Raw genomic sequence first — 24,615 nt, 5'->3', positions numbered from 1 at the left:
TATGTCAAACGCCTTACGCAATGCTACAAAGACACTACGTATTGGGGCGCTTAGCTGTTTGGGCCTTTTTGCGTTATCGGCTTGCGGCAATGCAGGCAATGATATTGCACAATCAGGGACAGTTGTTGCCTTGGGCGAGGCGCAGCTCGGCGGGCCGTTCACGCTTATTGATCAAAACGGCGATGTGTTCACACAAGATAATCTGGTCGGTAAACCGACACTGCTTTATTTCGGCTTTTCTTATTGTCCTGATGTCTGCCCTAGTGCGCTTCAAAATATGGGTATGGTGCAAGAACGCGCAGATCCTGCGGGAACAAAGGTGAATTATGTTTTTGTCGGTGTGGACGTAGAACGCGACACACCCGAAAGCCTTGCGCCTTATGTGACCTCGCGCGGATTTGCGAAAAACCTTATCGGATTATCGGGCACGCAAGAACAAATGGACGTCGCGACATCCGCCTATAAAGTCTATGCGCAAAAGGTGGACGACCCTAGCAGTGCGGCTGAATATACCTTTGATCATTCAGATTTGATGATATTGCTTGATGACCAAGGCAAATTTAAAGACCTGTTTACCCGCGCCACGACTGTGCCGGAAATGGCAACGCGGCTAAAGTTTTTACTGGATAGCGGTAAGTGAGCTTTCTCTCGCGATTAACAGGGGACACATCGCCAGCGGAGACTGTTCCGTCTGAATTTCGTGACCCTGATGACCCGCGCATACTCTATAAATTATCAACACGCGCCAAACGCATTAGCCTAAAAGTGCGCCCGTCTGACCGCGAAGTGGCGGTCATTGTGCCGGGGCCGCGCGCAATTGCCAAAGCCAAACAATTTGCGCGCGATAATGCCGACTGGATCAATGTTCAGCTTGAAACCCTGCCTGCGCCGATGCCCTTTGAACATGGTCAGCCGATTTTAATTCGTGGTCTGGATTACACGCTGATTAATCCAGCGGAGATGGGCGGTAATTCGCGCGGCCGTCCGAAGATAAACCATATGAGGCGTGAAGTGATTGTACCCAGCCCTGATCAGGAAAGCTTAGCGGGCCGGGTGCGCCGCCTGCTTATTCGTGACGCGCGTGAGGAATTAGAGGCCGCTACCCATCACTATGCCGCGATGTTGGGCAAGCGGGTTTCAAAGGTATCTGTACGCGATCAAAGCTCTCGCTGGGGATCCTGTATTACGCGGGGCGGCGAGGGACAAATATCTTATAGCTGGCGGCTGATTTGTGCGCCGGCTTTTGTGCTGGATTACGTAGCTGCCCATGAATGCGGGCACCTTATAGAGGCCAATCACAGCCAAGCCTTTTGGGATGTTGTCGATAGTATTTGTGATGACGTGAAACCGGCTAAAAAATGGCTCAATAAACACGGCGCGAAATTACATGCCGTTGGGGCGACGTTTTAGATTGAGTTTTAAAACGGCATAAAGACCGCGCCTATGATTTGTGGCAAAGCGAGCCTCGTGGTCAAACTTACAATCGTTTTATGACTCAACCAATACCCCCTCAAAAAATTATCGTTCACCAATTAGGCAGAGATTATAAATCTGCAACCCGTATTGTTGATGATATTTTGCAAGATCCAAAGCCAGGCCAAATTCGCCTGCGTAATCATTTTGCGGGCGTCAACGGATTATTTGACGCTATGGCGATGCAAGGCGCGATTGGATATATTCCACTGACGCCACCTTTTGACCTAGGGGTCGAAGCCGTTGGCCTCATTGACGCGGTTGGTGAGGGTGTGAAGATGTCTGTGGGTGACGCGGTGGCGACAACGGGCCTGGGAGGGGCTTACCGACATTATCAAATTATAGAGGCGGCCAAGGCCTATAAAATTCCAACGGCGACACCCGATTATCTTGCCATCGTTCCGACGGGCATTTCCGCGCTTGTGGCGCTGGAACAGGTTGCGATGTTACAGGCAGGGGAGACCGTTGTCATTACGGCGGCTGCAGGCGGGTTAGGCCATATTTGGGTACAGCTGGCAGTCAATATGGGGTGCCGTGTGATCGGGATTGCGGGTAGCGACGCCAAATGTGAGTTCGTTACATCATTAGGAGCCGAGCGGTGCATCAACTACAAAACCAATAGCGTCGCTGATGTGTTGGGTGAACATTATAAAGACGCTATTGATGTTGCCGTCGACACTGTTGGCGGCTCAATATTTGATGCGCTAATTGACAATATCGCGCCTCTCGGGCGACTGGTCGTTTCGGGCTATGCCAGTGAAATTGTCGAGGGGGCGAAGCCTGTCTTGGCGCCTCGTATTTATGAGAGGCTCTATTGGAAAGGGGCATCAGTTCGCGGGTTTATGAATGCGCTCTTATCCGAGCATCATCGTGATGCCGCGACGCGCTTATTTGATATGATGCATGCGGGTGATTTACATATCAGTCTTGACCCAACGGTCTTTAAAGGCCTTCAAGCCCTGCCAGACGCCGCCCATCATATGATGTCGGGTCAAAACATCGGGAAAACGGTTTTAGATTTGCGCGACGGCGTCTAAAAATCCAAATCCCGGTAATGGCGCGGCGGTATCATACCGCCGACGCGATCCCCTAATAGGGGCTGCACGCTGGGTCTTGATTTAATTTTTTGATACCAGTCTTTAAGTGTTGGATTATCGCGCCAGCGGATTTCACCGACAAAATCAAGGCAGGACAAATGCGCAAAACAGGCAATATCAGCCAGTGAAAATCGGTGACCCGCAAGATAGTCACGGCGCTCTAGGAGCCATGAAAAATAATCGAGATGAAACTGCAAATGCTCACGGCCTTCGCGCAATGTTGGCGGATGCGGGGCCTCGTTACCCAGCAGCGTTTTTTCGACCCGTTCATGCATAATATAGGCCTGAACATCATCGGTAAATTTATTAGCCATCCAGTCACAAAGCCTGCGCATTTCTGCGCGGTCTGTCGCGCTGTCGGGCAGCAAGCTTGTTTTCTTGGACGTCTCGGCCAAATATTCGCAAATTGCGCGTGCGCCCGAAATCGTGACTTTGCCGCCCGATATGACGTCAATCAGGCAGGGCGGAACCCCTTCCGCGCAAACGCTCGCAAATGTCGCATCTGGTGCCCATGGGTTCACGGGCTCCAGTTTGAATTTTAATTTTGTCTCGGCCAAAGCGATACGGGCTTGTCGTGACCCGGGGTCGAGCGGCCAGTGATAAAGAACACGCATCCGAGCAGTCTATTAAAAGATGGGTAACGAAAGGTTAAAGGGGATTAACGATTACGATAAAATGACAGTCACAGTCTGATTTTACACAGACGGCATATCTTCGCGAAAGCGGACATTGCCGTGTGTCGCGTGACAGCCAATGGGATGTGGATGGATTAAGATGTCTGCGGCTTGATAGGCCGCCATCATACGTTTTTCTGCTGATAGAACAATGTCATGCGCATCGGATAGGGATAAGGCTTCGTCCAAATCAAGCCGCATTTGAATATGGATATGCGGGCCAGACGCGCGGGTGCGTAGGTCTTGCACATCGCGCACACGGGGGTCTTGCAGGGCCAGCGCCTTAATCATATCCCGCTCGGCGTCCGGTAATTCTCGGTCAAGGAGTTGTGACCAAGCAATGCTCGCCACGCGGTAAGCCGTATATAAAAGCCATAACGCCATTAATATCCCAACGATTGTATCAGCGCGTTCAAACGGAGTGTACCGCGTTAACAAAAGCCCGATAATGACAATCGCATTGCCTAATAGATCCGCTAAATAATGCGCTCGGTCCCCGCGAATGGCGACAGACCCCGTTGCCCGTATCGCCCAGCTTTGCGCTATCAATAGCCATGTCGTAATGGCGATGAAAACAAGCATCGCTGTAATGGCAAAACCGCTTTGCGTTATGGGTTCGGGGGATAACATCCGCTCCCATGCTTCCTCTAGAAGGTGGCTAGCGGCAAAGACTATAAGACAGACTTGAAAGACAGCAGAAAAACTTTCCGCTTTACCACGTCCAAATCGGTAGGTGGCATTGGGCGGTCGCGCCGCATAACGTACCGCCGCGAAGGTTGAAATAGCACCAACGAGATCAAGCCCAGAATGAACGAGTGATGATAGAATACCAACAGAGCCAGTTTCTCGGTAGACAAGGACTTTTCCCAGCGCCAAAAACAAACCAATTGTAACCGCCAGAATAGTGATGCGGCGGGTAATACGCGCTGATTCCTCTGGCGCTAAGCGTCCAGGACGCCCCCGCATAAGCGGCTTATCCATAGCGTCCAGCGCAGGCTTTTCCCTTGTTTTGGACTGTGTCATATCTGAGGGGTCTATTGACACGCCGTGCCGCTCCATAACAAAGAAGTAGTGTTATAGCATAACCTTTTTGCCAGAGTCGATAAGAGATATGGTAAAAGGTGCCTCTTAAATCAGAGCTATCCCTATGGATTAAAGTTAGGCTATTAAGACTTATGGAGGCTTCTATGAAATTTATCGCAACGCTTATGCTGAGTACAACGCTGACACTTGCGGGCTGCTCACCCGCCGCGCAAGGCCCGACGTCAGAGGCAGGTCAGGCGGTCAAACCCGCAGCCTCCTTAATCAAACCAACCCCGTCTCTGTCCAAAGGCATGGTCGCGGCGGCCAACCCTTTGGCAACACAGGCTGGCGTTGATGTCCTGCGCGCGGGCGGCTCTGCCGTTGATGCAGCGATTGCTGTGCAGGCGATGCTGGGTCTTGTGGAGCCGCAAAGCTCGGGCCTTGGCGGCGGCGCTTTCATGGTGGTTTATGATCCGAAAACGGCAAAAGTTTGGACCTATGACGGTCGTGAGGAAGCACCCAGCGGTGTCACGCCAGAGATGTTTTTGGATAGCACAGGCAAACCACTACGTTACTTTGACGGGATTGCGTCGGGACGCTCTACTGGCGTTCCGGGGGCTGTGGTCATGATGCATATGGCGCATGAAGATTACGGGACATTGCCATGGGGGCCGCAAATGGACGCGGCGATAACGCTGGCCGAAGACGGCTTTGCGGTCAGCCCGCGCATGGCATCTATCACGGCACGCATGGGACGATTGGTTTTAAATCGCCAAGAGGCGGCGCGTGAGTATTTCTTTCTAGAAGACGGCAAGACCCCAATCCCCGAAGGGTTTATTCGCGATAATCCCGCCTATGCGGACACGCTGCGCGCTATACAAAATAATCCTCGCGCGCTTTTGGAGGGTCCCATTGCGAAAGCTATCATCGATGCCGTGCAACAAGAGCCCCTGCCAGGTGTTTTGACAGAAGCAGATATGGCGTCTTATCGGCCGATAAAGCGTGAAGCGCTCTGCTCAACATACCGTGCGCATGTTATATGTGGTGCGCCGCCCCCTGCCTCTGGCGCCTTGGCTGTGCAATCAATCTTAGGGCAGTTAGAGACTGTGGATATGACTGCATTAGGGCAAAGCACAGAAGGTTGGCATCACTTTATAGAGGCAAGCCAGCTTGCCTACTCTGACCGCGATAAATATGCCGCTGATCCCAAATTCGTTGATGTACCAACGGGATTGCTCCTGAATAAAGATTATTTGAGCGCCCGTGCCGCCATGATTGGCGATACTGCATTGGGGGAATATAAGGCGGGCAACCCTGCCGCTTTTCTCCGTGGTCAAGACGCCACCCCCGATAGCCCTGGCACGTCGCATTTTACGGTTGTGGACGCTGACGGTCTTGTTGTGTCGATGACCACCACCATTGAAGCGCCCTTTGGTAGTCAACGCATGGCGGCTGGCTTTATGCTCAATAATCAATTGACGGATTTTTCGTTTCGCACGGTTGATGACGCGGGTATCGCCATTGCCAATGCGCCCGCGCCGGGTAAACGCCCGCGGTCATCGATGGCGCCGTCGATAGTGTTTAATCCTGACGGCGAGTTTTTGTTTGCCACGGGTTCGCCCGGGGGTAATTCCATAATTGCCTATACGGCCAAATCAATTGTTGGAATTTTGGATTGGGGCCTAAGCCCGCAACAGGCGATTGAGCTACCCAATGTTATCGCGCGCAATGGCCGCGTTAGCCTAGAGGCCCAAGGCCTTGTTGATGAGGACACGCAAGAAATCGACCGGGGGAGTCCCGCCGCTAGCTTTGGTATGGCAGAAGATATCGTAGCCGCGCTTGAGGCCAAAGGTCATGAGGTGCGCAAATCCAAAGGCGAATTTAGTGGGCTACATATTATTTATCGCAACGCTGACGGCACACTCATTGGTGGGGCGGACCCCCGCCGCGAAGGTGTGGCGACAGGCTTATAAAAAAGGCCGCAAGTATATTGCGGCCTTTTTAAAATTAAAGATCTAGGGCGGCGGCACCTACTACCGTGGCGGCATTCTGGCCCCTGCATCGGTGCGCACATATTCGGCGTTCATATAGACATGTTCGCACATGAACTTGACTAGTTGACCATATTCATCGGGCTGCCCGAAACGGTTGGGGAATTGGACATGGGCGCGCAGGGCTTCTTTGACCTCTGGCTTCATCTGCTCATAAATTGGCGTCTCGTAAAAGCCTGGCAAGATGGTGTTGACCCGAATACCTTCGCGCGCCAAATCCCGCGCCATGGGTAGGGCCATCGACAGGATACCACCCTTTGAGGCCGCATAGGCTAGTTGCCCGATCTGCCCGTCTTGCGCCGCGACAGAGGCGGTGTTGATAACAATGCCGCGTTCTCCGTCAGGCTCGGTTGGCTCTAGCGTCATCATGCCCGCGGCGGATTTAGACGCGCATAGAAACGACCCGATCAGGTTGATATTAATAATACGAATAAAGGCTGCCGGATCATGGGGGACAATCTCGCCTGTGTCGCGTTTGCGGGCCACCGTTTTAATGCCGCCGCCAATGCCAGCGCAGTTGACCATGATACGTTCTTGGCCAAGGGCGGCGCGAATATGATCAAAGCCTTCATCGACGCTGTCATTATCGGATACATTCACCTTTGCAAAGATACCGCCAATGTCATCGGCGACCTTTTTACCGCGTTCTTCGTTTAAATCAAAAATACCAACTTTGACGCCATTAGCAGCCAAAGTGCGGGCTGTGCCTTCGCCAAGGCCAGAGGCACCGCCTGTGACAATCGCTGTAATATCGGAAGATAATTTCATGATATAATCCTATCTGTTTATCGTGCGGCCTTTGTATCAAAGGCCCGCAGCCTTGCAATCAAAAAGCATAGAGCACGGCGTTGATACGCATCTTATGATGTGTTGACCGCCCATTTTTCCGTGGCATAGTCATGTCATGCGATCTTTAGTCTTTAATGTCTTATTTTACAGTCTGACGGCTGTGTTTGCTATTTTCTGCGTTATCTTATCCCTTATCCCAGGGCGTAAAGCGATGATGTATGGCTTGCTGGCTTATACCAAAACCATCAAATTTTTTATGCGCTGGGTTGCGGGCATCGATGTCAGCGTGACGGGGCATGATAACATTCCGCGTGAGGGGGCTGTGATTATTGCGGCCAAACATCAAAGCTACGGCGACGGTATTGTGATGTTTTCCGAGTTTTTTGATCTGTCATTTGTGACGGGTGACCACCTTGAAAAATTTTATACGCTGAAACATATTCTAGCCAAAATGAACGCTGTTGTGGTCGATAATTGCGGCGGCGAAGATGCCCGCAAACGCATGAGCGAGACAAGCCAAATTGTACGCGAACAAGGCCGTCGTATTCTGATTTACCCCGAAGGCCACCTCTCTGAAATTGGGACGCAGCACCGCTACCGCAAAGGGGTTTATCACTTATACGCTGATTTTGGATGCCCTGTCGTGCCCGCCGCGACCAATTTGGGACAGCGCTGGAACCAAAATGACTGGAAGAAATACCCGGGCAAAGCCGCGATTGAGTTTTTAGAGCCCATCATGCCAGGCCTATCCAAGGATGAATTCATGCGCGTGCTAGAAGACCGAATAGAGACGCGCTCAAAGGCCATGTTAGACCTGAACGACCTCGGCGCACTCAATCCTGACAACATTGGCAAGCTTAAAGAAAATCACGTGGCCAAAGCCAAGCGCGAAAAACGCGAAGCTGATGAAGCAAAGCAGAACGGCTCCGGCCAGCAAGGACAATCATGAGCGCAAAACAGGCCGGACGGCTTCTCACCCAGCGCCGCTTTGCGCCGCTGTTTATTTTATTCCAAGCGGGCACATTTAACGACAACACGCTTAAAAATGCTTTGATTGCGCTGATTACCTTTGGCGGTTTTGTCTTTATGTCCGACCTGCCGAGCGCCATTCGCGTACCAGTCGCGGCGCTGATTTTCACGGGGCCATTTACAGTTCTTTGTGCGATTGCGGGACAGATTGCGGATAAGATTGACCGCGGCGTCATTTTCCGTTGGGTGAAGCGCGCCGAAGTGCTGATTATGCTGCTGGCCGCTGTCGGCTTTGCGCTCAAAAATGTGCATATTCTTGCGCTGTGCTTAGGATTGATGGGTGCGCAATCGGCGTTTTTCTCGCCGACAAAAAATGCGGTTTTGCCGCAATGGCTTGATGAAAAGGAATTAATTACGGGCAATGCCCTAATGAGCGGATTTCAATTTGCAATTCTTTTGGTCGGCACAGTGATTGGTCTGGGCGTGCTGAAATTTGGAACTCCAATGATATCGGCCATTTTAGTGGCGCTTGCGATTATTGGCTGGATTGCGGCAGAAATGACACCGCCTGCGCCTGCGCCCAAACCGGATTTGAAAATTAATTATGAACCCGTCACCGCGACCATAAACGTTCTAAAGCGCGCCTTTGAAAGTCCAGACGTCCTCCGCCCACTATTGGGTATTGCATGGTTTTATGGATTGTCGACCGTTTTTGTGACGACATTCCCCGATTATGTTGCCAGCGTCATGGGATATGAAGAAGGTGTCTTGATGATCATGCTAGCCAGTTCCACTGTGTCGATTTTAATTGGCTCCATGATTACGATGATTGCAGGCAATTGGAAATTATGGGGGCCAGAATCTGTTGGCCTATCGGCGCTGGGTATATCAGGAGTTACCCTGTTTGTGCTCGCATTATATTTGTTACCGAGCCCGACTTATGCGGGGGCGGAAGCCTTTGGTCCTGTGTCTGATTTTCTCGCAAACCCACAAACCCCCATGTTCATGGCTGTGATTATTGGCGCGTCCATCTTCAACGGCATGTTTGTTGTCCCCTTACAAGCCATGGCACAAAGACGCGCAGACCCAGCGGCGCGCGCCAGATTAATGAGCGCTGGGTCTGTGTTGCTGAACCTATTTGTCAATTTAACGACCTTCGGTCTTATCGGGTTGGCCGCCTTAAAAGTTGCGCCGAAGCTACCTTTTTTGATGATTGTTTTGGGTAGCGCCATAGTTGCCGCTTACGCTATATACCGCACTATTCGTCCGATAAGGCGATACGTCACAGAGGACTAAGATGACACGCGGTTATTTCGGTATTGGGGTTGAGGGTATTTCCAAGGATTATAATCTGGGCGCCGTCATGCGAACGGCTCATGCTTTTGACGCCAGCTTTGCCTTCACCGTGGATGCTGCCGTGGACCTTTATAAAACACAAGCCACTGACACATCGCGCAGCCACACACATTTACCGCTTTATGAATGGGATAATGTCGAGGCTATGACCCTGCCTAAGGGATGCGAATTAATTGGCATTGAACTGACAGAGGACGCCGAAGACCTTCCCAGTTTTCGCCACAGCCTAAATTGCGCCTATATCCTTGGCCCAGAAAAAGGCTCTCTATCACCTGCTGCGCAAGCACGATGTGCCGCGATTGTTAAAATCCCAACAAAGTTTTGCCTTAACGTTAGCCTTGCTGCCGCCTTGACGCTTTATGACCGCGCCCTGTGTTTTGGCGGCTATAGCGGGCGTCCGCTTCTGTCCCACCGTGCGGCGCGACAAAGACGCAAAGCTATTGCTGCAAAATCTATTGATGATAGTCATTAGAGATTTTGAAATTTCGCTTTAGTTCAAGGGTTAAATGGTGGTAGCGTTAAGGCGTGACAATTGGGGAAACACAGGATTGGTATGCGGCGGTTGCTGACCGTACACAGACGCGCGTTTTCGCTGCGGGTGATATCATCGCCGTGCAGGGGGAAGAAGTAGAGTCTGTGGGCTATATATTGTCTGGCCGTGCCAAAGCCGTGACCTACTCTGAAGACGGTACAGCGACATGGGTTGGATATTTCGAGCTGGGTGAGTTTTTTGGCCATGTTTCATTACTGGCTGATACGAGCCTTAGTTTCGAGATCAGCGCGGAGACAGACGTGCGCGCAGTTATGGTTAGCACAAATACAATGCGCGATGTCATCACAAGGGAAAAGGCGCTGGGCCTACATCTCGCCAATGATCTTGCGAGACGTCTGGATATGATGACACGGCGATTGATAGAGGCGTTTACTTTATCCGCCAAAGGCCGTGTTTGCGCAGAGCTTGCCCGTCTTTCTAATGTCATCGGTATTATGCCAGAGCATCATATCATCCGCCCGAACCCAGTATTTGTCGACGTTGCCTTGCGCGTCAACTCCACACGCGAGACTGTCTCACGCACGGTCAGTGATTTGCAGAAAAAGGGCATTATTGAGCGCGAAGCGGGCGCGCTTGTTATTCTTGATCCCGCGCGTTTAAAAGCTGCGATACACGCCTATTAAGATAGCTCTATTAACGTCCGAGGGCGTAGCACCGCATTGGCTCGGTCTCATCTTGCAAAGTGCCGTCTTTTTCAGAGCCGTCTTGATCAACAAGTCCGGCAAAGTGAATATTATTCTCGGCATTGTTGCTGAACGCCAAAAGGCTTGCAAAGGCCTCGGATGCCAGAAGGCTTTGCGGTGCACCGTTTTTTATAATGTTATCGCAAATCGCGTCCGGGTCTTGGTTTGGCAGTTTGACATGCAAAGCGGTAGCGCAGTGGGGGATGGTTTCGCGCAATTGTTCGGCGGCTTTTACGGCGCTCGGCGCATTTGAATAGAATTGTATGCTATCTGAGCTGGAGGATTTTAGCACGAATTGCGGTTTGGCTTCTGCGGGTTTGGTAGGCGACGCAGCTCTATTTTGTTTTGGCACAGATATTGATAATGTTTGTCGGTTGTGGTGACCCCAATCTTTAGCGTGAACGGCGGTATAAGAAGCGCCGGTTTCACCGTCCCATACTAATAACTGCGCAGGGTCACGGGATAGCGCCCGCCCACGCATTACAGCTTGCCCCATTGCAATCTGCGCTGTTAATTGATTAAGCGTCGCATCTGGCCAAGGGGCTTTGGGAGCTGTTATTCGTACAGAGCTTGCCCGTTCTATGCAGCGCTGAAACCGTGGTAACCAATCTGCCCCAAACGGCATCACAGAGTGCTCACAAAAATCATCAACCCCGCAGGGCATAATCAGGTTTAGCTCTACGCCCTCATCTAGCATTGCTTCTGCGATAATAATATCTGACCCCGCCGCCAACGCGCCGTAGCCAAACCCGATATCGTGTTTTTGCAGATAGTCAGCAATAGTCGTTTTAAGCCCTTTTTGCGCTTCTGGCGTAAGGCGAATGTGGCCTGCATAATGGACTGCGCGCGGTGGGGCAAAAGGAGCCAACCAATCAAGCGTCTCGCCGCGTTTTTCGCAAATCATCTTGAACTGTTTTAACGTCGTCGCGTGAGCAGCGTAATTTAGTGGATCGAAACTAACCGCCTCTTTTAGGCTCGCTTTACAATTATTGTTCTCCCCCAAAAGAAGGTAACACTCCGCACGTGTGGCCTCTATGAAATAATGGTCTGTCGGCGTTAGCCGTTCAGGGTTTGGGAGTAGGGATAAAATATTGCGCGCGCGCCTATGAACAACATCAATAGGCATATCCGCTATCAAGGCCATGGTCGCCGCATTAATCGCTGAATAATAGCCCTGAGTGCTCTCAAAAGCTGCGTTATAAAGGTCTGCGGCGTCTTGGGCGTGTTTGGTCGCTGTCTGGCCAGATGCTCGCAAATAAAGGTCTTTGGACAGCCGCCCGTTTAGCGCCATAATATCTTCATGAGCTGTGACGGTATTCAGCCCGTAACGCGCATATTCCGATATGGCTAAATCCAAAGCGCCCGCCCGCGCCAAGGCTAAAACAACTTTGTGCTGTATCTCTTGGTTTGACGGATCTGACTGCAAAGCTTTGATGCCCTGCTCATAGATACGAATATAATCGTGATCTTGCAAACGTGTTTTTGGCAAAGCGTTCATACGTCAACTCTTAACGTGAATGGAAACAAATTAAAACAATTACAAATTAAACTATAGGTTTTACAGGGCGGCCACCGTGATGGCCGTCATGGTGCGGATATGATTTATCTGGAAATACTGTCTTTATAAGCTATCATTGAGCGGGGGACTGAATGACACAATCGTATATCGCGCGCATATGGCTGATATTATCAAGCTTGTTTATAGTCTTTGCGCAAGCTAGTGCGCAGATGCCTCCAACAGAGGCACCCTCAATAGAGGCACCCCAAGCGGAGACGGCGCCTCTTACTGAACTTACAATTCGTTATAATAAGCCCTATCAATTTCAGTCTGCTTACTCAGTCATTTATGACAATACAAACCAGCCAGCGACGCTAAAAGACTTCAAAATCATCTTTTACGGCCCGTCTGGTGTGAAAGTTGGTGAAACGCCTGTCGAGCGTTATCCGCGCGAGGGCCAAACCATCAGCTATAATTTGGCAGACCCAGTTGTGGGATTTCAATCTGTCAATTTTGTTGTCCTGAGTTTACACGACGGCAATATTGCTGACTTTCCCCAAAGTGCTAATGCGTTTCTCGCTTTAAATGAGATGAGTGAATATGTTCCGCCTGAACCTGTTAAATCGCCAAAGGTTGAAACAGTCGACCCTACGCCAAAACAGATAAAATCATCACCTGCCGCTATTATTAAAGTGTCACCAACCATTCCTGATGAGATTTTCGGCAGCATAGACAGGCTGAGCATCGCGACGGGCCCGCTAATGACGCGCTTGGAAAGCGCCAAGAAAAACCGAGCTAAAACGGATTTGGACGCCGCCCCGCTTAGCCAACTGAACACTCGCATAGACGGCCTTCAAACCGCTATCTCTGACCTTCAAGCGCGCGTTACTGGCCCGGACGTGGATGTCGCCAGCGTAGATATTGATGCGATAGGCCAAGAGATCATAACACTAACTGCGAAAAGCCAAACGCTAGAGAGTGACATCACTAAAGCGGAGGGTGAGACGGCGGCATGGCTCGCGGCAAATCCCGTCGACCCTGATGGGGCTGTTGTCAATCTGTTTTTACCCCCATGGGTCATTGCGGCTCTTGCGATTGGCACGGCATTATTGGCGCTTGTGGCTTGGACGGCTTTTAAGAGCCGTATTGGCCAGAGTGAAATTGCAAAGGGCGCGGCTGCAACAGGCAAATCGCCAACACGGTCTAGAAGACCTCAGCGCCCGTCAAAAATTGAACCAGCGGGAGTGGTTTTTGCGGGTAGTCCGCTGCTTGCCTTATCGCCTGCACCCCTATCTTCGGCTGGCACATTGGCGGCGTCACAGCTCAGTATGCTTACGGGACGCTATGCTGTGCTGCGCCCGGCTTATGCTGCAGTGGGGCGGCTTGGGTTTGCGCAAGAGGGAAAGCCAACACGCGATGATTATTCGCTTGGTACGGGTTTTCTAATTAGCGACAGACATGTCATGACCAACCGTCATGTGCACGGCTTTTACGGGCAGTACCTCACGGGCGATGCGCGAGGCGGGATTGAGTTTATCGCAGAGAAAGACAATGACGCCTCTGACTTTATGCCTTTTAACGGGGAGGCTCCTTACCTCATCCCCAATATGGACATCGCGATTTATACGCTGTCAGAATCTGTGACGCACCGCGCGCCTATTGCTATTCATGCCGTCGAGACAGAGGATTTGCTGGAACGTGATATTGTCGTAATTGGCTACCCCGATACGCATAAACCTGATGACCCAACTCTGTCAGAGTTGGTCGAAGATAACCCCATTTTCGCGGTGAAACGCATCAGCCAAGGACGGGTGTTCCGACACTCATCAGACACGGATTGCCCGCTGGGCGTTGAGGTCAGAGTTGACGCGTGCGATAGCGTGGATTTTCCTATGGACGCGATTTGCCATAATGCCTCGACCATGGGCGGGAACTCAGGCTCGCCAATATTGGATTTGAAAACAGGGCAGCTTCTCGGTGTGCATTTTGCTGGACATAAGATTTTCAATGCAGGCGAGGCTGCTAATCTGGCGATGGCGGTGGAGCATCTAAACGAAGCTTATAAGGAGATTGATGTGAATAATGTTTTTGCGTGATGGTCATCACGGCGGGCGCATACACTTTGACATAAAAATAAATAATAACGGAGGATAGAATGAACAAACCAACCAAGGGCGATCTACGCGCCAATGCAGAATATCTCAAAGAATGGGATGACTTCCAACGCGATTACGACGGTGCGGGGCCGATATTGCTGCCCATATCAATCGGTATAGAAGACGGTATGATAAAACGTGACCGCCTGAAAAAAGATGGGATTGAAATGCGGCGCGATGCGTTGATCGAAGAATTTACCGCCCATTGCGATAATATTGATGGTCATCTTGACGGGGCTTATACGGCCAAGGATTTCGATTCTATGCTGGGCGATTATATTACCGCATTTGCCGCGGACGGGTCCCAAGGTCCGCGCCCCCCTAGTCCGCTCGACTTTAAAATTAACCGTCCCGTTTGGTTCCTCTTTTACTTGCCTCAAGATAATTGGGTCTTCACGGATAACATTCAATATAGCGTCGAAAATGACCGTGATGATTTCACGCGTAATTTTGAAAAAGTCTGCACGCTGGATAATAATAACATCCTTGTGCTGGCCAATCACTGCCGTTCAAACCCGCCAGGGCTGAAGTATAATTTGCATATTACCATCTCGCAGCAAGAGGGCGATAAATTATTGCAGACTGATATTATTATTGATCCTGTCCTGAACAACGGTGACAGAGGTCATGATCCAGACCCTGGTCAGGGGAGCGGTTCAGGCGGCGGCACTGGCGGTGGTTCAGGCGGCGGCACCGGGGGCAGCACTAGTGGCGGAACGGGCACTGGCACTGGCGGCGGCTAAGGCGGTTTCCTTGGCTGGCAGGGTTATTCCGTGCCAGCCATATTTTTTTCTAAGCGACTTAGCGTATTATCAAGCCTGATTTGGAGTTCCTTAGGCAAGGCAATAGCCCCTTCTTTGCTTTGCTCTTGGAGCAAGATATTAAGATAGAAATTGTAATTGCGGAGCCAGATCATGTTGCTGGGATCATAGGTTATCAGCTTATCATATTCATCAAGCGTTGATTTTATCGTCGATAGATATGTCTCTCGATTATAATTAAGCAAGCCTTCGGTGATCAAACGCGATTGCGTTTGCACTTTTTCATATCTCGCTGTGATGTTGTGGGGATGCCGTAATAATTGGGTGTCATATATCGTGATTTGTTCTTGTCGATAAGCTAACGCCGCCTCAAGATTATTTTGAGCAATCGCGATACTGCCGAGCCCCGATAAGACATTGGCTATGCGTCCTTCAAATGTTGTTTCGTTTGGAAAAGCGATCAAAGCCTCTCGAAAATAAACTTCCGCTTTTGTAAAATAGTCTTGCGCAGCCGTATAATCCTTTAGACTTCTATAAAGCGTACCGAGACTACTGGCGCCAGATGCTCGTTCATCAACAAATTTTAAATTTGTGGGATCAAGCTCATATAATTTATCGCCTATCGCGGCGTAATTCTGGAGATATGGGAGAGCCGCAATGCGTTGCTCACCGTTCATTTTATCCATCAAAATAGCGCCTTGCCAAAATTCACTATGAGCATGGGCATAAAGCGCATTTGGGTTAAGCGGATTGCGGCGCATGACTTCTTGGGTTGCGGTATAGGCAGCGCCGATTTCTGTTTCTGCTAGCTCTATATTGCCCGTATCCAGCGCGACTTGCCCTAGCAAGTGCCGGGCACGGGCTTGGCGGGCGAGGCGGTCATCATCCATATCAGATAGCGGTATAGCGTCGTAATATGTTGTCACATTTTTGCCGACATCATCCAAAATATCAAGGCGGCTAACGACTTCCAAATCGGCCTTTAAATCGGTTAGCATAAATTCGACCATTTTTTCGGCCTCAGACCGGCTCGTCTCGGCTTCATTGCGCGCATCGACCGCTGTCCATGTCATCGCCCCCATCACGGCAGCAAAGGCGAGGGACGCGCCGCTAATGACCCGTTGTCGGGCGCGGCGCCTTTGTGCGTCGCGTTGGATTAATTCATCGAGCCCCACCCCCAAAATAGACGCAGCAATTTGGGTCACGCCGAGGCGGAAACTGTCGCGTCCCCCGTCCAGACTTGCGGCGAGGGGCTCGCCGCCGTTCTCTGTCAAGGCGGGTGGGAAGGATGTATCAGGCGTGCCTTCAATCAGGGCGCAGAGGATGCGCTCTTTGCCGTGTAAAGCGCGAAATGTTCGAATTTCTTCATTGACCCAATAAGACGCCTTGGCGGCGGGCGAACAGAGTACAATCAAATAACGCGACGTCTCTAACGCCTCATTTATCTTGGCGGATAAACTATGATGCGCGCTCAGCTCGGATGCGTCTCGGAAAATGGGGGATAGCGCTTTGCGGTCTGCGATCCCTTTGGGCACGCGATATGTCTCTAACGCCTTATGTAATTTGGCCGCTAGGGCCTCATCATGATGAGCGTAGGATACAAATCCCGCATATGTAAATCTGTTTGAAATGCCCAATCCCCCTACACTATAATAGGGTCTAAAGACAGGCGATGGCAAGCGGGCCGTTAAAGGCATTTTATTTACTGAAATTGCACTGTTATTAACGCGCCCTTAACGCCAATCGATTGCTATAAGGGCAATTATATGTTCGCCACAGGCGCGACTTTGGAGAGTGTGATGCGTTACGGCATTTTGATAACGACATTAGCGGTTACGGCTTTGGGTTTCACGTATCCTGCACAAGCGTCCGCGCCCAAATTAGAGGGCACCTTTAGCGATTGGGCGACTTATTCGCGCGTTGAGGGCGGTGACAAGATTTGCTACGTTCTGGCTGCGCCGCAGAAAAAAGCGCCCAGTTCCGTCAATCACGGCGATATATATTTCATGGTGTCCAATTGGAAATCAGGTCAAGCGACGGAACAGCCCAGCCTGATGACCGGCTATACGTTAAAAGACAGTAGTCCGCCTGTCGCCATTGTCGGCGCGTCGCGCACGCGCATGTTTGTCTCCGCCAATGAAGCCTTTATCGAGAGCGCAAGTAGCGAGCGTAGCTTGGTAAATAAAATGCGGGCAGGGGCCAATATGCGCGTCCAAGCCGTCTCTAGCCGCGGCACATCAGTGAGTTATGAGTTTTCATTAAAAGGCGTAACTGCGGCGCTAAAGAAAGCAAAATCATCCTGCAGCTAGCGGGTCGCCAAATTACTTCACCACTGCGCGAATGGCAATCTCGCCTGTGGTGTTGACGGGCAAATCTGCACCGGTGTAATTAATGACACATGCCCCGCCGTCACAGTCGGTGTTAGTCGCGGGTAGGGCAGGTGAGCCAAAACTACCGCCTGAGAACCCCGTCACGCTGGCCGATACAAAGCGTAAGTTACCTGGCAGAACATCATTTAGATTTATATCATTGGCGGGCGCAGTGGCAGTGGCTGAATTAGTGACCGATATTTTATACAACACTTCGTTACCCGGAATGGCGTAAATATCTGTCGCCCCTGTGCCAGATGGATCATACATTTCCACCGTCTTTTGCGCACTTAAATCAGCCGTAAAGGGTGGGCAAAATGTAAAGGGCATAATCGCAATAACTTGGAGGTCAGGATTGGCGGCTGGGTTTGTATTGTCATAGGTCATGCGAATACGGTCAACGGAACTACCAAAGGTAAAGGTTGAATTGCCGTTCCCTTGTGTTGAGCCTGATCCACCTGTTCCGACAATGGCATTGCCGACAACTGTGTTACCGCTACTAGCCGTAATAATGGGGGTTTTGGGAATCGTGTCCAAAAACCCTTCGATAGCAATGCGGTCTGTCCATCCGCCCAAATCAACATCATAAACGCCAAATTGAACGTCGCCCATGCCAATGCCAGGCGCGCCGACATCTATGTCAACAATAATGGACTGACTGGGTGATGTGAAATCAACATAAAGGGTCAGACCGAAAATGCCACTGCCGCTACCGCCTGTAAATTCATCCGTGGTGGCTGGAATGGTGACGCCGCCGCGCGGAATAAACGTGCCCGTATCGCCTGAGATGGTAAAGGCTAAAGCCTCCCCATTGGGCAGGGTGTAGCTCTCCGACAGGCTTGGCCCTGTCCACCCATTGGCCCCACCGGGGGCTGTCCAAATATGGCTTGATTGCTGTCCAATGGGACAGGCGAGCGGCGGAATGCTGACTGATACTGGCGATAAGGTTTCGCTGTCGTAATCATCCTCTGTGACATTGGCATTAGCGGGCGTGCTGTCGATATCGGTCTCGGTAGCGGTGCTGACCTCTGCTGTTGTCGTGTAGCCGCCCGATGTTAAGACTGTCGCGGATATCGTGATTGTTTGGCTGTTGCCAGCGGTGATATTTGGAACAGTCCAGACGCCCGTGGTATCATTATAACTACCCGCCCCAGTGCTAGAGACGAAATCAAGCCCGCTTGGTAATATGATATCGGCGGTTACGCCTGTGGCGGTTGCCGCTCCAGAGTTCGTAATTGTGTAAGCCAGATTGACAGAGGTGCCGTAATCTGGCGTCGTTGAACTGGGCGCAATCGCCATGGATAGATCAATGGCAGAGGCGTCGATAAAATAAAGTGTCGCCGCCTCAAATGTGCCGTCATCAGACCCTGGGAAAGCGTCACACATAGACAGCGTCCAATTGCCTGCCGCCGCCTCGCCAGAAAATGCGTCGAGCCCCGTGCCTGCACCGCTAACGCCGTTTGGCTGTACACGGTTTTCATATGTCGTGCTTGCGGGTGGAAATGTTAGGCTGTCATTGGTGTCATGCGGCGCTGTGTTAATCAGCGTCGTTGCATCATTATCAAGTTCAACATTGTAATTATCTTGATTGGTCGTATTGGTTTCAGAATCAATCAATTGAACGGTCGGCGCACCGTCTGGCGGGGTTAAGGTCAGTTCTATATCGCCTCGCCAGCTATGTGCGGCGACAAAGCCTAGGTTTAATTTATCCACGGTAAAGCTAGTTGGCACATTGATTGTTCTGGTTAGGCGGGATGTGCCGCCGCAATCAATCGTTCCGTTAATGACGTCTGCGGGGTTTCCGGTGATTTGATAACTTTGCGCTGTTGCCAGAGGTACGATGAGGCATAGCGAGGCCATTAAGCCTAGCGCACGACTGATGCGCGACTTAAAATTTCGCGTCTCCATTAATTTTAATGGCACCATCCCGGCTAACCTCTTTTCGGCATTCTGCTTTGTCTAATCTAGTGCAATTGCCTTGATGAAAGCTTAAAGACTTATTTATAAGCGTTAAGGGTTGGCAAAGCTCTGGTTAGATGTATCAATCTCATTGACTGTCGCACTTGGGCTAATGCGTCGCAAAAGGCCACTGGCCGTATGTTGGTCAAATTTGATGCGCATCTGTAGATAGATACCTTTGCGCGAATAATCAGCGGCCTCGAAATCTTCATCTTTAAAGCCGCTAACATTATAACCCGCGCTAATCCAGACGTTTTTCACAGGCGCAATCCCAATAGACGGACCCCAGCTATATTCAGTTGTACCAACGGTTGGGCTATGAAGAAGCTGTGCGCGCAGACCAAGGTCAATTTTCTCTGTCAGATCAAATCGTGTCTCGGCCCCTAAAAGATGGTTCCAGCTTTTATGTTTTTGACCCGCAATATCAGCTTGGACATATTTCACACCGTAATTCGTAGCGAGCTGCCAATTATCAGCCACCATTGTATTAAGGGCGAGATTATTGACCAGCTTGCTCTGTGTTTCGCCTTGGTCATTCTTATCATAAGACGCATCAAAACGGTTCAGCACAATTGTCTCTTCACCGCGCGGACGCCAGGCAGACCCCACGCGGACATCTAGACGGCTTGTTGCATTGGGGTTGTTCTTATTCTCATTAAAAAAGCCGCGTAGCGCACCGGCCACGGATAGTTTTTCAGATAGCTCGCGGGCAATACCGGCGGTGCCAATCCATGTATCGCCTGCGCTACTATTGCGGGCCTCAACACGTGTGCTGGCACTCATGACCTCGTCGCGGTATCCCACGCCCATATAAGCCGATGTGAAATCTTCATTCACTTCCACGGGCGACACAGCGGCGTCTGGGGCGACTTGGATAAACTCACCCGATTGGTCGAGGACTTTGCGGTTACGTAGACCTGCAGATGCTGACCACTTCTCAGATAGCTGTACTTGCTGGTCGACACCAACAGTAGCGCCCAACCGACGGCCTAGATCATTGGTCAAAAGATCTGAGTTCGCCGTCAAGGTTGTGCCGTTCCAAGGCGTTGCGGCGAGGCCAAATGTTGTGTTTTGGCTTTTTTGTGTATCACCATCTAAAATTTCGTGACGAATAGACGCCGTTGCTTTTTCGCCAATTGTCTTATCGACACCAATCATTGTGCGGCGCGGGAAAGCAGAGACGGCGTCTTTGCCGCCCAAAGGTTGCTCATGCGAAAACTGTATCGTTGTGCCGTGTTTCGGGATAGCCAGGCTTGCCTGTGATACGGCCAAGATTGATGTGCGGTCATCACGCCCAACAAGTTCGTCTTTGGCGGCGCGCAAACCAGCAGAGACGATTAAGCGTTCGCCAGTATGGCGGGCGGTGACTTCAGCCACATCGCGCTGGTCACCTGTTTCCAAGTTTTCTTCACGGTAAGCGCGGGCTTCAACGGTGCGTGTGCCGCGACGCCCTGTTTCTTCGTCTTCAAATTCAGAAATTTGAATATTAGCATTGGCCCCGAAACGGCGGATACGGTTTGTTGTCGACCCGCGTTGATTTAGTCCAAACCCGCCGTCTTCTTCGCGAAAATAGGCATCTGCAGAGATGTTTTCGCTGGTATGAATAACTTCGGCGAGCATAGCATTCGCTGTTTTAGCATCAGGATTACCCGCATCATCGGTAATGGCATATTCAGCGCGAATTTCGGTACTGTCCGTGACTTGGGCGACAACATCGACACCAATCATATTTTGTTCGCTGCCAGCTTTTGCCACGGCCCCTTCTTCATGCACGAATGTTGAACCCACACGGACGCGACCATCAGCAAACTGCGCTTGAACGCGGCCACCGGCGGTCACGTTTTTCTCAGCATCGTTCAGTGTTTCATAGTCCACCACAATAACATTGGGGTTAAACTCAAAATCGGTGGCATCAACAGGCAGGCGGAAGATCAGCTCACCTGTGAGGTAATCAAGCGTGTAGTCCAAGTAACGTACCATAACTTTGCGCTCGAGGATAACGTCAGAACGATTACGATCGCGCGTCTCAATCACGATTTCCTCGGACTGCGCCAAGATATTATTTTGCGACAGTTGATATGTTCCGCTAGTGCCATCAGCCGCAATCTCGTCTTTGGCAAAGCCTTGGTTGGTTTCCGCGGCAAAGCCGAGGACTTGAAAGTTCTCACCCAAATATTCAGCCTTAAGGCCAGACAGGCGGCGGTTATAGGCCGTTAACTTGCCTTCTGGAATATCTGTGTCGTAGTCACCAAACATGGCATAGGCCGTGCGCTTTTCTAATTTAACAAAAACAGGATAGCGGCTAACGCCTTCAAAATCTTGGTAAGAGCGGTCACCATAAAGTGTGTAATAGGCGTTGGGATCAATTTCTTCGGCGTAGCCTTGGTCACGTCCAAAACGGCGCTTATCGGTATCAACGGCCATGGTCATCAACCAATTGCCCTTGATCAGGCCCTTGGCGAAAAATGCAACACGACCATCGGTGATAACGTCTTCGCCGTCGGTTTCTTCGCGCATATCAAAGGCGTTATCATCGGAGCTACCAGACAAAGCAATTGTATTACCGCGTACCTTTTCAAGTGCGGCAGACCCTTCGGCAAGACCAACCAAAATCCAGTCGCGCTTTTCAGGTTCCAGATACATGTAAACAGGCACTTGGCGACCCGTATCCAATGTCACGATCACAGTGACCTTACCCGTGCGCAGTGTTGGCTCTAGGCGGACTTTCAAAATACCATCAGACCCGACTTGTAATTCTTGGCGGGCTGTCAACGGCGCAATCAAATCATTTTGCTGCTCGATTAACTGACGTTCGCCGTTTTCGTCATAAAGACGGTAAGGTGTTTCAATATCAATCTTGGCAACTCGGCCTTTATGAACGGGGCGGCCCGCTTCGTCTTCTAGTCGGATAGCCACAACAGGCACGTCGCGGCCATTGGCCACAAGTGTCGAACTATCCGGCATGGGAACGGCGCGCGCAATTGTATCAACAAAGACAATTTTACGTGTCATTGTTTTGGCAATTGTGCCGTCTTCATTTTTAACAATGGCGGTCACAGAGTTATTACCCGGCAGAATATCAACACCCCGCCAGCGGCTAATCATAACGTCTTGCGTAAGGCTCACATCACGTGCCGCTAAATTCATAGATGACACGGCTTTGTCGTTTAACATCAAATCGATGCGTTGTTTTGGGCCGTGCTTAATGCCGATATTAATCGACGGGCTGGACGGTGTGCGCGTTGTATCGGGATAGACCCATTCTGGGGTGGCGTCTTGCTTGTTTAACCATTCTGTGTCGTAGTCTTTATACTCGACAGCCTCGTTAAACTCTTCCTCAACGCTCTCGTCTTCGGTTTCGCCTGTTTTTTCTAAATAGAAGTTTGCGCGCCAGATGCCGCCGCCTTGAACGTCAACAAATTTTGAAATGGCAGAGCCTGCATAGCGCGTATTTTCTTCGCACACCATGGGCGTATAGCCTTTTGGCAGTGTTTCTTCGTCAAGTTGCACAACGTGGGTGCCAGGCGTGATGCCTTCAAAATGGAATAGGCCGTCAATATCAGATACGGCATAAGCGCCTGTTTCCATATAAAGACGCACACCTTCGACACCGATACCGCGCTCAATATCGCGCGCCCAGTCCTGGTCACCGTCACAAGAGTTCTCAGAAATACGACCCACAACAGTCGATCGTGAGCGCAATAGGTCTTCGCGCATTGTTACTTCGGCGCGGGCAACGTTAGAGATTTGACCGCCGTCAATGCCTTGTACAACCGCGCGGTTAATCGCGTCGCCCATAGGCGCGCCAGGGCCGACTTCTAAGGCGTAATCAAGCGTTATAGACTGACCAGGGCCAAGCACACCCATTGGGAATGTTAATAGCGACGCGTTCTCTGATATAGACGGGTCCGTTATAAGGTTTTGCTCGCGGCGTGAGGTGCCAGGCACATAGCGGAAGCCAAGCGGCAAAGTATCATAAAGCTGTACGGGGGCCGATAAGGCCCCTGAGTTTTGAATGGTCACCGTGTAGTTCACAAAGTCACCGACATCAGCAAAGCTGCGGTCAGCTGTTTTTGTCAGCGTGAAATCAGTTTGGGGATCCAGCGGGATATCAAAGTGTATGGGGCCTGGTTCTTCAATCGTGAATTCTTGGCCAAATGACCCTGTACTGAGTGTATATCCGCCGGCATTGGTCAGGATTTGATCCGCTGGCAGTGTCGAGGCAAAGCTGTATCCTTCTGGCGCGTCAACGACAATAATATAATTGCCGGGCTGTAAGTGCGGGAACTGAAAGCCGCCTGTTTCAGGATCGTATAATAAGCCGCTATTATCTTCGACGTCTTCGCCAGAATCGACAGCAGACGGGAATGTTGAAAATTCATCAACACCAAATACAGTCGCAGGCTGCCCTGTTTCTGTGTCGATGATAGTCACTGTCGCGCCGTCAATGGGTGCGCCTGTGATGCTATCAAAAACAAAGCAGTTCGGATTAATCAGCGCGGTATCAACGACAACATCCGTCTGACGGAATGTATCGACATAGGTTGCGGTTAATTGCGTGTTGTCTTCTGTGTTCAGCTCATTATCGTTGCCGGGTGACACGTCGCTGGTCGTCGGAATATATGCCCAGAACTCGCCCGTATTGGGGCCACTTTCATATAGCTGCAAGACAACGACGTCGCCAGTTGATGTGGTGATTGTAATAGAAATCGTCTCAACGACGTTTGGATCATTATTGGCTTGAACGTCTGTTACTTGTACAAACATCAGTTCATTTGCGAGGAATGTCGTCGCGGGTATTAGCGGTACGTTGCCCGATAAATCCAGAACACGTCCACCTGTTGTGCGCGGGGATCCTGTGCTGACAAAGGGTCCGTTTAAGTCGCCTGAAGGGCTGTAACGTGAGCCGTTAATCACAGTGCCTTGTGCATGGGGGGCATTGGGTGAATAACGGAAAAATTCGATTGTTGGCGGAATGGCGGGTGCTTCAATCGTGAAGACAACTTCATTAGTCGTCACATTGACCGTCGATCCGTCAATATTATATGAGAATGAGGCAACGTTGACGACGTCATCGCCAATGCCGGTCGCCATTGCGACATCCGCTCCGCCGGCCCAGGCCGTTGCGGCAAGGGTTATTACCCCTAATGTATGTCGCATAGTTGTCACGTTATTGTCCACATAGCCCTAGCGGGCACCACCAT

18 protein-coding genes are annotated in these 24,615 nt (G+C 50.9%); 11 read left to right on the top strand and 7 right to left on the bottom strand.

What is annotated here, in order from left to right; all coding sequences use genetic code 11:
• The first annotated feature begins 1 nt into the window (after window position 1).
• The 3 genes from AB6B37_RS14420 (at window position 2) to AB6B37_RS14410 (ending at window position 2,510) form a co-directional block, all read left to right on the top strand.
• The gene (locus AB6B37_RS14420) at window positions 2–640 is read left to right on the top strand and encodes an SCO family protein (protein WP_371396540.1); all 639 of its coding nucleotides are present in this window, start codon (window positions 2–4) and stop codon (window positions 638–640) included.
• Window positions 637–1,410, top strand: a complete 774-nt coding sequence (locus AB6B37_RS14415; RefSeq protein ID WP_371396539.1) for a M48 family metallopeptidase — start codon at window positions 637–639, stop codon at window positions 1,408–1,410. Before AB6B37_RS14420 ends, AB6B37_RS14415 begins: the two co-directional genes overlap by 4 nt.
• A gap of 80 nt (window positions 1,411–1,490) precedes the next feature.
• Window positions 1,491–2,510: a zinc-binding dehydrogenase gene (locus AB6B37_RS14410; RefSeq protein WP_371396538.1), complete on the top strand. Its 1,020-nt coding sequence runs from the start codon at window positions 1,491–1,493 to the stop codon at window positions 2,508–2,510.
• Here AB6B37_RS14410 and AB6B37_RS14405 read toward each other — a convergent pair.
• Both AB6B37_RS14405 and AB6B37_RS14400 read right to left on the bottom strand, forming a co-directional pair.
• Complete coding sequence (locus tag AB6B37_RS14405) at window positions 2,507–3,184, bottom strand: glutathione S-transferase family protein (protein ID WP_371396537.1); 678 nt, start codon at window positions 3,182–3,184, stop codon at window positions 2,507–2,509. The two genes, AB6B37_RS14410 and AB6B37_RS14405, sit on opposite strands and share 4 nt — an antisense overlap.
• A gap of 81 nt (window positions 3,185–3,265) precedes the next feature.
• Window positions 3,266–4,267, bottom strand: coding sequence for a cation diffusion facilitator family transporter (locus AB6B37_RS14400; RefSeq protein ID WP_371396536.1), 1,002 nt, complete (start codon window positions 4,265–4,267; stop codon window positions 3,266–3,268).
• A gap of 164 nt (window positions 4,268–4,431) precedes the next feature.
• Here AB6B37_RS14400 and AB6B37_RS14395 point away from each other — a divergent pair, with 164 nt between their 5' ends.
• Window positions 4,432–6,240 carry a gamma-glutamyltransferase family protein gene (locus AB6B37_RS14395; RefSeq protein ID WP_371396535.1) on the top strand — a complete coding sequence of 603 codons (1,809 nt, stop codon included), beginning with the start codon at window positions 4,432–4,434 and terminating at the stop codon, window positions 6,238–6,240.
• 60 nt (window positions 6,241–6,300) lie between these two features.
• On the opposite strand, the gene AB6B37_RS14390 is transcribed toward AB6B37_RS14395, so the two are convergent.
• The gene (locus tag AB6B37_RS14390; RefSeq protein ID WP_371396534.1) at window positions 6,301–7,086 is read right to left on the bottom strand and encodes an SDR family NAD(P)-dependent oxidoreductase; all 786 of its coding nucleotides are present in this window, start codon (window positions 7,084–7,086) and stop codon (window positions 6,301–6,303) included.
• Between the two features lie 136 nt (window positions 7,087–7,222).
• On the opposite strand from AB6B37_RS14390, the gene AB6B37_RS14385 reads away from it, so the two are divergent.
• The 4 genes from AB6B37_RS14385 to AB6B37_RS14370 are packed head-to-tail and all read left to right on the top strand — an operon-like array spanning window position 7,223 to window position 10,608.
• A complete protein-coding gene (locus AB6B37_RS14385; protein WP_371396533.1) occupies window positions 7,223–8,056 on the top strand; it encodes a lysophospholipid acyltransferase family protein in 834 nt (277 codons plus the stop codon).
• The gene (locus tag AB6B37_RS14380; RefSeq protein WP_371396532.1) at window positions 8,053–9,372 is read left to right on the top strand and encodes an MFS transporter; all 1,320 of its coding nucleotides are present in this window, start codon (window positions 8,053–8,055) and stop codon (window positions 9,370–9,372) included. Before AB6B37_RS14385 ends, AB6B37_RS14380 begins: the two co-directional genes overlap by 4 nt.
• 1 nt (window position 9,373) lies before the next feature.
• Window positions 9,374–9,904, top strand: coding sequence for an RNA methyltransferase (locus tag AB6B37_RS14375; protein ID WP_371396531.1), 531 nt, complete (start codon window positions 9,374–9,376; stop codon window positions 9,902–9,904).
• 53 nt (window positions 9,905–9,957) lie between these two features.
• Window positions 9,958–10,608: a Crp/Fnr family transcriptional regulator gene (locus tag AB6B37_RS14370; protein ID WP_371396529.1), complete on the top strand. Its 651-nt coding sequence runs from the start codon at window positions 9,958–9,960 to the stop codon at window positions 10,606–10,608.
• A gap of 10 nt (window positions 10,609–10,618) precedes the next feature.
• On the opposite strand, the gene AB6B37_RS14365 is transcribed toward AB6B37_RS14370, so the two are convergent.
• Window positions 10,619–12,166 (bottom strand): TRAFs-binding domain-containing protein, encoded by a 1,548-nt coding sequence (locus tag AB6B37_RS14365; protein ID WP_371396528.1) that lies wholly within the window; start codon window positions 12,164–12,166, stop codon window positions 10,619–10,621.
• A 152-nt stretch (window positions 12,167–12,318) separates the two neighbouring features.
• On the opposite strand from AB6B37_RS14365, the gene AB6B37_RS14360 reads away from it, so the two are divergent.
• Complete coding sequence (locus AB6B37_RS14360) at window positions 12,319–14,262, top strand: serine protease (RefSeq protein WP_371396526.1); 1,944 nt, start codon at window positions 12,319–12,321, stop codon at window positions 14,260–14,262.
• Between the two features lie 59 nt (window positions 14,263–14,321).
• Window positions 14,322–15,065, top strand: coding sequence for a hypothetical protein (locus AB6B37_RS14355; protein WP_371396525.1), 744 nt, complete (start codon window positions 14,322–14,324; stop codon window positions 15,063–15,065).
• A 23-nt stretch (window positions 15,066–15,088) separates the two neighbouring features.
• Here the strand turns inward: AB6B37_RS14355 and AB6B37_RS14350 are convergent, their stop codons facing one another.
• Window positions 15,089–16,780, bottom strand: a complete 1,692-nt coding sequence (locus tag AB6B37_RS14350) for a TIR domain-containing protein (RefSeq protein ID WP_371396524.1) — start codon at window positions 16,778–16,780, stop codon at window positions 15,089–15,091.
• Window positions 16,781–16,849: 69 nt separating this feature from the next.
• Between AB6B37_RS14350 and AB6B37_RS14345 the strand changes: the two genes are divergently transcribed.
• A complete protein-coding gene (locus tag AB6B37_RS14345) occupies window positions 16,850–17,392 on the top strand; it encodes an invasion associated locus B family protein (RefSeq protein WP_371396523.1) in 543 nt (180 codons plus the stop codon).
• Window positions 17,393–17,404: 12 nt separating this feature from the next.
• Here AB6B37_RS14345 and AB6B37_RS14340 read toward each other — a convergent pair whose 3' ends face one another.
• Together AB6B37_RS14340 and AB6B37_RS14335 are read right to left on the bottom strand one after the other, a co-directional pair.
• Window positions 17,405–19,378 (bottom strand): DUF11 domain-containing protein, encoded by a 1,974-nt coding sequence (locus AB6B37_RS14340; protein ID WP_371396522.1) that lies wholly within the window; start codon window positions 19,376–19,378, stop codon window positions 17,405–17,407.
• An 84-nt stretch (window positions 19,379–19,462) separates the two neighbouring features.
• A complete protein-coding gene (locus tag AB6B37_RS14335; protein WP_371396521.1) occupies window positions 19,463–24,571 on the bottom strand; it encodes a hypothetical protein in 5,109 nt (1,702 codons plus the stop codon).
• Between the last annotated feature and the right edge of the window lie 44 nt (window positions 24,572–24,615).

This window comes from Fretibacter rubidus (assembly GCF_041429785.1).
Classification (GTDB): Bacteria; Pseudomonadota; Alphaproteobacteria; order Caulobacterales; family Maricaulaceae; genus Fretibacter; species Fretibacter rubidus.
Note: the sequence above shows the minus strand (reverse complement) of the source record. Positions and strands in the feature narration are given on the sequence as shown.

Excerpts from the sequence above, each read along its gene's own strand:
- AB6B37_RS14375 (WP_371396531.1), top strand. The coding sequence starts at position 9,374 with ATGACACGCGGTTATTTCGGTATTGGGGTTGAGGGTATTTCCAAGGAT.
- AB6B37_RS14395 (WP_371396535.1), top strand. The coding sequence starts at position 4,432 with ATGAAATTTATCGCAACGCTTATGCTGAGTACAACGCTGACACTTGCG.
- AB6B37_RS14340 (WP_371396522.1), bottom strand. The coding sequence starts at position 19,378 with ATGGTGCCATTAAAATTAATGGAGACGCGAAATTTTAAGTCGCGCATC.
- AB6B37_RS14355 (WP_371396525.1), top strand. The coding sequence starts at position 14,322 with ATGAACAAACCAACCAAGGGCGATCTACGCGCCAATGCAGAATATCTC.
- AB6B37_RS14385 (WP_371396533.1), top strand. The coding sequence starts at position 7,223 with ATGCGATCTTTAGTCTTTAATGTCTTATTTTACAGTCTGACGGCTGTG.
- AB6B37_RS14335 (WP_371396521.1), bottom strand. The coding sequence starts at position 24,571 with ATGCGACATACATTAGGGGTAATAACCCTTGCCGCAACGGCCTGGGCC.
- AB6B37_RS14345 (WP_371396523.1), top strand. The coding sequence starts at position 16,850 with ATGTTCGCCACAGGCGCGACTTTGGAGAGTGTGATGCGTTACGGCATT.
- AB6B37_RS14400 (WP_371396536.1), bottom strand. The coding sequence starts at position 4,267 with ATGACACAGTCCAAAACAAGGGAAAAGCCTGCGCTGGACGCTATGGAT.
- AB6B37_RS14420 (WP_371396540.1), top strand. The coding sequence starts at position 2 with ATGTCAAACGCCTTACGCAATGCTACAAAGACACTACGTATTGGGGCG.
- AB6B37_RS14405 (WP_371396537.1), bottom strand. The coding sequence starts at position 3,184 with ATGCGTGTTCTTTATCACTGGCCGCTCGACCCCGGGTCACGACAAGCC.
- AB6B37_RS14380 (WP_371396532.1), top strand. The coding sequence starts at position 8,053 with ATGAGCGCAAAACAGGCCGGACGGCTTCTCACCCAGCGCCGCTTTGCG.
- AB6B37_RS14390 (WP_371396534.1), bottom strand. The coding sequence starts at position 7,086 with ATGAAATTATCTTCCGATATTACAGCGATTGTCACAGGCGGTGCCTCT.
- AB6B37_RS14350 (WP_371396524.1), bottom strand. The coding sequence starts at position 16,780 with ATGCCTTTAACGGCCCGCTTGCCATCGCCTGTCTTTAGACCCTATTAT.
- AB6B37_RS14360 (WP_371396526.1), top strand. The coding sequence starts at position 12,319 with ATGACACAATCGTATATCGCGCGCATATGGCTGATATTATCAAGCTTG.
- AB6B37_RS14410 (WP_371396538.1), top strand. The coding sequence starts at position 1,491 with ATGACTCAACCAATACCCCCTCAAAAAATTATCGTTCACCAATTAGGC.
- AB6B37_RS14365 (WP_371396528.1), bottom strand. The coding sequence starts at position 12,166 with ATGAACGCTTTGCCAAAAACACGTTTGCAAGATCACGATTATATTCGT.